Source organism: Microcoleus sp. Pol11C2 (assembly GCF_036701505.1).
In the GTDB taxonomy this organism is placed as follows: domain Bacteria; phylum Cyanobacteriota; class Cyanobacteriia; order Cyanobacteriales; family Microcoleaceae; genus Microcoleus.
The window spans coordinates 1-7234 of sequence record NZ_JAUBQX010000049.1 but is presented as its reverse complement, the minus strand read 5'-3'; the positions used below and the strand labels follow the sequence as shown (position 1 = coordinate 7234).

Below are 7234 nucleotides of genomic sequence, written 5' to 3'. Positions count from 1 at the left end.
TGGTAGCTTCCCCGCCACGATTGCTTACTGCCCGACTCAGGGGAAGCGACTGGCTGTAATACTCTAGCGCTTTCTGTTTTTCTCCCAATTCATCGTAGACACCGCCGATGTTGTTGAGGGTGTTTGCTTCCCCGCCACGATTGCCTACTGCCCGACTCAGGGGAAGCGACTGGCTGTAATACTCTAGCGCTTTCTGTTTTTCTCCCAAATCAGAGTAGACTAAGCCGATGTTGTTGAGGGTGCCAGCTTCCCCGCGGCGCTCGCCTACTGCCCGAAATAGGGGAAGCGACTGGCTGTAATACTCTAGCGCTTTCTGTTTTTCTCCCAAATCAGAGTAGACTAAGCCGATATTGGTGAGGGTGATAGCTTCCCCACGGCGATCGCCAGTTGCCCGACTCAGGGGAAGCGACTGGCTGTAATACTCTAGCGCTTTCTGTTTTTCTCCCAAATCTGAGTAGACTAAGCCGATGTTGGTGAGGGTGGTAGCTTCCCCACGGCGATCGCCGGTTGCCCGAAATATAGGAAGCGACTGGCTGTAATACTCTAGCGCTTTCTGTTTTTCTCCCAATTGTGAGTAGACTAAGCCGATGTTGTTGAGGGTGTTCGCTTCCCCACTGCGATCGCCGATTGCCCGAAATAGGGGAAGCGACTGGCTGTAATACTCTAGTGCTTTCTGTTGTTCTCCCAAATCTGAGTAGACACTGCCGATGTTGTTGAGGGTGTTCGCTTCCCCACTGCGATCGGCGATTGCCCGTCTCAGGGCAAGCGACTGGCTGTAATACTCTAGCGCTTTCTGTTTTTCTCCCAAATCTGAGTAGACACCGCCGATGTTGTTGAGGGTGGTAGCTTCCCCGCCACGATCGGCGGTTGCCCGTCTCAGGGGAAGCGACTGGCTGTAATACTCTAGCGCTTTCTGTTTTTCTCCCAATTCTGAGTAGACTAAGCCGATGTTGTTGAGGGCGCGAGCTTCAAGAGTGCGCTCACCCGCTTCTCGATACAGCTTTAATGCTTGTTCAAATTTGACGATCGCACTTCTTTTTGCTTGGGCCGTTCCTTGCTGGTAGAGTTCCAATCCTTCGTTTAATGCTTTTTCAGCAGCGTCGCTACTGTTAGTTTGTGCTGTTTGTACGACCTTACCAACGGGCACGACTGCTACCACTGGCTGACTTAGCTGAACCGAAAGCGCGATCGACATACCAGCCAAAAACCATTGAGTGCGATCGAACATAACCACCCTTTTTGTATTTTTGTCAATTTTAATCACTAGCCGGCTTAGTGTAAAGGTCGGAAGAAGTGATCTTATGTTCGCTATATCATTTCCACTCGCCCTGAAGGGTAAAAGCCGCCCAATAATAGGGAGATTTCCATTTTTCCTGCTGCATCATTTCCATCTGCGCCGCCCTCAAAGCTGCCGCCGTCGCTAACTTTTGTTCCTGCATTTTTTGATAAAACTTTTGCATTAACACAGCAGTTCCTTCATCATCCACACTCCACAAACTCACCGCCACCCGCTGCGCCCCCGCATACATAAAACCCCTCGTTAATCCCACCATTCCTTCGCCTTTAACATTCTGTCCCATTCCCGTCTGACAAGCACTTAAAACCACTAAATTTGCCGCTAATTTCAAGTTGAAAATATCCGTGAGGCGCAAGAAGCCATTGACAACATTCCCATTTTCATCTACCGTAGACATCACAATTCCTGACAGTTCGGGATTTTTGTTGTTGGCCATGCCGTGGGTGGCGAAGTGAATGATTTGATAATTGACTAAATTTCCATCGGTAGCAGTAGTGCGACTGGCATCAAAATCAAATATTTGACGGGTAGAAGTTGAGGGGAATAAGCTGGATATTGTTTGGGCTTCTTGGCGGGTAAATGCGAGGCGTTCGGGTGGCCATTGCCGATTAGAAGCACGAAGCGATTGATTTAAACCGAGGTTGTTTGCTTCTAATTTTTCTGTTGTTGCTTGGGTAAGTTGTCCTTTAACTCTTTCATCGTCTGGACTGAAAACAGGGTCTGCTAAAATTGCTAAAGTTTGGCCAGGCGGTTTTCTGTCTCCGTAATTTTGCCGTAAAATGGCGAGAGTTGAGGCAGAAGGCAGAGTGATAATTTCATGTTCGACAATTAAGGGAACATTAGTATTTTGTCCCCGGGTTTGGGGAAGAGTTAAAGCTTGAAAAGGGGTATAGTGGAGCACGCCGTCGGGAACAATTAATAAGCGTTTGTTTCCTAATTGGGCTGCTGCGGGTTGTAAAATTATTTGACCCAGATTGGCACTGGCTTCGGCAACTTGTTGGGGAATATCTCTGTGGATTGGGCTAGTTATTGCGTCTCGAAACTTCCCGGCTGCTGTTTCAATATCTGCGCGTTTTGGCAATTCATAGCTGGTGAGTTCCTTTTGGCTAACCACCCATAAATAACTGCGGTTTGTGCCGAGGGAATACTGCAATAAAATAGTGTTTTCATCGAGAATCTGTTTCTGAATTTCTGTCAGTGTTAAAGGTTGGGGTTGGGTGAGGGCAGCGTAGCGGGGGCTGGCGGTACGAATCTTTGTTTGGAGTTGCTGATATTGTTCCAAAAGTGCGAGACCCTGAGAGTCGATTTCAGCGATTTTAGTTGCGTTGGGATTGGGGCTGCTGATTGTTTCAATGCGCTGCTTTTCAATGGCATTGAGTTGCTGTTGCAAGCTCTTTTCTTGTTGCAGTAAATCGGGGGAAATGCCTTCGCGAATGTTGGCGTTACTTTCAAAGAGGAGTTCGAGGAGGCTGCGGGCCCTCGAACGTTCGCTGGCTTCTAAGGCTTTGGTATCATAACCGGATTTAGGATGAGTTTTATGCAGTTGCATTAACAAATCGATGTAGAATTCGTAGTAGTCCTGGACTGTCGCAAAATATGAGGTGCGGAGTTCAGGACTGGCTATTAGGGTGCGGAGGTTTTCGATGATTTTGAGAGAGGATTCAATGTCGGTGAGGGCTTCGGTAAGATTGTTTTGATCGCGCTTGACAGAAGCCATGCCGAAAAGGTTGACAGCTTCTATTCCGGGGTGGCTGACAGCCCTACTCAGGAGCAGGGATTGGCTAAAATACTGTAGCGCTTTTTGTTTCTCTTCCGACTTTAAGTAAACTAAGCCAATGTTTTTGAGGATGGTAGCTTCCCTGCTGCGATCGCCAATTTCCCGACTCAGGCGAAGGGATTGATTGTAATACTCTAAAGCCTTTTGTTTGTCTCCCGAATCGTCGTAGATTCTGCCAATGTTGTTGAAGGTGAGAGATCCCCCGCTGCGATCGCCGATTTCCCGACTTAGATGAAGGGATTGATGGTAATATTCCAAAGCTTTCTTTTGCTCTCCCAAATCTGAGTAGACAGCCCCGATGCTGTTGAGGATATTAGCTTGCGTCGATCGATCGCCGGAAGCCTGACTTAGGGGAAGGGATTGGTTGTAATATTCTAAAGCTTTCTGTTTCTCTCCCAAATCTGAGTAGACACTGCCGATGTTGCTGAGGGTGACAGCTTCCCCGCTACGATCGCCGACTACGCGACTTAGGGGAAGGGATTGGTTGTAATAGTCTAAAGCTTTTTGTGACTCTCCCAAAGCTAAGCAGACAGCGCCGATGTTGTTGAGGGTGGTAGCTTCAAGCGAGCGAGCGCCAATTTCCCGACTCAAGGGAAGGGATCGGTTGTAATATTCTAAAGCTTTTTGTGGTTCTCCCAAATCCGAGTAAACTTTGCCGATGTTGTTGAGAGTGATAGCTTCCCCGGGGCGATCGCCCAAGGCGCGAGTGGGGGGAAGGGATTGGTTGTAATATTCTAAAGCTGTCTGTTTTTCTCCCAAATCCGAGTAGACTTTGCCGATGTTGCTGAGGGTAATAGCTTCCCCGCTGCGATCGCCGACGGCTCTCCCCAGCGGCAGGGATTTGTTGAAATACTGTAGCGCTTTTTGTGGCTCTCCCAATTTTGAGTAAACTAAGCCGATGTTGCTGAGGGTAATAGCTGCTTGCGAGCGATCGCCGACTGCTTGACTCAGGGGAAGCGACTGGTTCAAATACTGTAGCGCTTTCTGTTGCTCTCCCAATTCTGAGTAAACTAAACCGATGCTGTTAAGGGTGACAGCTTCTTTCTCGCGATCGCCGGCCGATCGATACAGTTTTAATGCTTCTTCATATTTGGCGATCGAACCTCTTAAGGCTTCCGCTGTTCCTTGTTCGTAGAGTTTCTCTGCTTCTTCATATACTTTTTGGGCAGCCTCGCTACTGTTAGTTTGTGCTGTTTGTACGGCGTTGCCAACGAGCACGGCTGCTGCCACTGGCTGGCTTAGCTGAAGCGAAAGCGCGATCGACATTCCAGCCAAAAACCATTGAGTGCGATCGAACATAGCCACCCCTTTTGTATTTTTGTCAATCTTAATCACTAGCCCGCTTAGTGTAAAGGCAGGAAGAAGTGATATTATGTCCGCTCTATCATTTCCACTCACCTTGCAAGGTAAAAGCCGCCCAATAATAGGGAGATTTCCATTTTTCCTCCTGCATCATTTCCATCTGCGCCGCCCTCAAAGCTGCCGTCGGCGCTAACTTTTGTTGCTGCATTTTTTGATAAAACTTTTGCATTAACACAGCAGTTCCTTCATCATCCACACTCCACAAACTTACCGCCACCCGCTGCGCCCCCGCATACATAAAACCCCTCGTTAATCCCACCATTCCTTCGCCTTTAACATTCTGTCCCATTCCCGATTGGCAAGCACTTAAAACCACTAAATTTGCCGCTAGTTTCAAGTTAAAAATATCCGTGAGGCGCAAGAAACCATTGACAAGATTGCCCTTGTCATCTACGATAGACATCACAATTCCTGACAGTTCAGGATTTTTGCTGTTGGCCATGCCGTGGGTGGCGAAGTGAATGATTTGATAATTGACTAAATTTCCATCGGTAGCAGTAGTGCGACTGGCATCAAAATCAAGTATTTGACGGGTAGAAGCTGAGGGGAATAAGCTGGATATTGTTTGAGCTTCTTTGCGGGTAAATGGTAGGCGTTCGGGTGGCCATTGCCGATTAGAAGCCCGAAGCGAGCGATTTAAACCGAGGTTATTTGCTTCTAATTTTTCTGTTGTTGCTTGGGTGATTTTTCCTTTAACTCTTTCATCGTCGGGGCTGAAAACAGGGTCTGCTAAAATTGCTAAAGTTTGGCTTGGTGGTTTTCTATCTCCGTAATTTTGCCGTAAAATGGCGAGACTTGAGGCAGAAGGCAGGGTAATAATTTCATGTGAGGCAATTAAGGGAACATTGGTATTTTGTCCGGTGGTTTGGGGAATAGTTAACGCGGGAAAAGGGGTATAGTGCAGCACGCCGTCGGGAACAATTAATAAGCGTTTGTTTCCTAATTGGGCGGAGGCGGGCTGTAAAATTAATTGACCCAGATTGGCACTCGCTTCGGCAACTTGTTGGGGAATATCTCTTTGGAGTGGGCTAGTTGCTGCGTCTCGGAAATTGCGGGCTGCTGTTTCAATGTCTGCGCGTTTTGGCAATTCATAGCTAGTTAGTCCTGTTGATGTCACAACCCACAAATAACTGCGATATTTGCCGAGGGAATACTGCAATAAAATGGTGTTGTCATCGAGAATCTGTTTCTGAATTTCTGGCAGCGTTAAAGGTTGGGGTTGGGTGAGCGCAGCGTAGCGGGGGCTGGCGGTACGAATCTGGGCTTGAATTTGCTGATATTGTTCCAAAAGTGCGAGGCGCTGTTTGTCGATTTCATCGATTTTAGTTGCGTTGGCATTGGGGGTACTGATTGTTTCGATGCGCTGCTTTTCTATAGCATCGAGTTGCTGTTGCAGGCTCTTTTCTTGTTGCAGTAACTCGGGGGAAATGCCTTCGCGAATGTTGGCGTTACTTTCTTGAAGGAGTTCGAGGAGGCTGCGGGCCCTCGAACGTTCGCTGACTTCTAAGGCTTTGCTATCGTAACCGGATTTAGGATTAGTTTTATGCAGTTGCATTAACAAATCGATGTAGAATTCGTAGTAGTGCTGGACTGTGGCAAAGTATGAGCTGCGGAGTTCAGGGCTAGCAATTTTAGTGCGGAGGTTTTCGATTATTTTGATAGAGGATTCAATGTCGTTGAGGGCTTCAGCAAGATTGTTTTGGTCGCGTTTGGCATAAGCTATGTTGTAAAGGTTGGTAGCTTCCCCGCTGCGATTGCCTATTGCCCGTCTCAGGGGAAGCGACTGGCTGTAATACTCTAGCGCTTTCTGTTTTTCTCCCAATTCTGAGTAGACTAAGCCGATGTTGTTGAGGGTGCTAGCTTCCCCGCTGCGATCGCCTACTGCCCGACTCAGGGGAAGCGATTGGCTGTAATACTCTAGCGCTTTCTGTTTTTCTCCCAAATCAGAGTAGACAGTGCCGATACTGGTGAGGGTGACGGCTTCGCCGCGGCGATCGCCTACTGCCCGAAACAGGGAAAGCGACTGGCTGTAATACTCTAGCGCTTTCTGTTTTTCTCCCAATTCTAAGTAAATACCGCCGATGTTGGTGAGGGTGAGAGCTTCCCCGCTACGATCGCGTGTTGCTCGACTCAGGGGAAGCGACTGGCTGTAATACTCTAGCGCCTTCTGTTTTTCTCCCAATTGTGAATAGGCTAAGCCGATGTTGTTGAGGGTGAAAGCTTCCCCGCTACGATCGCCTGTTGCTCGACTCAGTGGAAGCGACTGGCTGTAATACTCTAGCGCTTTCTGTTTTTCTCCCAATTGTGAGTAGACTAAGCCGATGTTGTTGAGGGTGCTAGCTTCCTGTGTGCGATCGCCGGTTGCCCGACTCAGGGAAAGCGACTGGCTGTAATACTCTAGCGCTTTCTGTTTTTCTCCCAAATCATCGTAGACACCACCGATGTTGTTGAGGGTTGTAGCTTCCCCGCTGCGATTGCCTACTGCCCGTCTTAGGGGAAGCGATTGGCTGTAATACTCTAGCGCTTTCTGTTTTTCTCCCAATTCTGAGTAGACACCGCCCATGTTATTGAGGGTTGTAGCTTCCCCGTGGCGATGACCCATTGCCCGAAAAAAGAGAAGCGACTGATTGTAATAATCTAGCGCTTTCTGTTTTTCTCCCAATTGTGAGTACACTAAGCCGATGCCAAGGAGGATGCCAGCTTCCGTCCGGCGATCGCCGATTGCCCGACTCAGGGGAAGCGACTGGCTGTAATACTCTAGCGCTTTCTGTTTTTCTCCCAATTCTGAGTAGACACCG

3 protein-coding genes are annotated in these 7234 nt (G+C 48.3%); all 3 read right to left on the bottom strand.

Features of this window, described 5'->3' with window-relative positions; genetic code table 11:
• A partial coding sequence (locus tag QUA42_RS22095) for a tetratricopeptide repeat protein (protein WP_333140093.1) occupies nucleotides 1–1228 on the bottom strand: 1228 nt, incomplete at its 3' end.
• Nucleotides 1229–1313: 85 nt separating this feature from the next.
• On the bottom strand, nucleotides 1314–4373 hold the full coding sequence (locus QUA42_RS22090) for a CHAT domain-containing protein (RefSeq protein WP_445301350.1): 3060 nt from the start codon (nucleotides 4371–4373) through the stop codon (nucleotides 1314–1316).
• A gap of 85 nt (nucleotides 4374–4458) precedes the next feature.
• Nucleotides 4459–7234, bottom strand: a 2776-nt coding sequence (locus tag QUA42_RS22085; RefSeq protein WP_333140090.1) for a tetratricopeptide repeat protein, incomplete at its 5' end; no start/stop codon positions are given.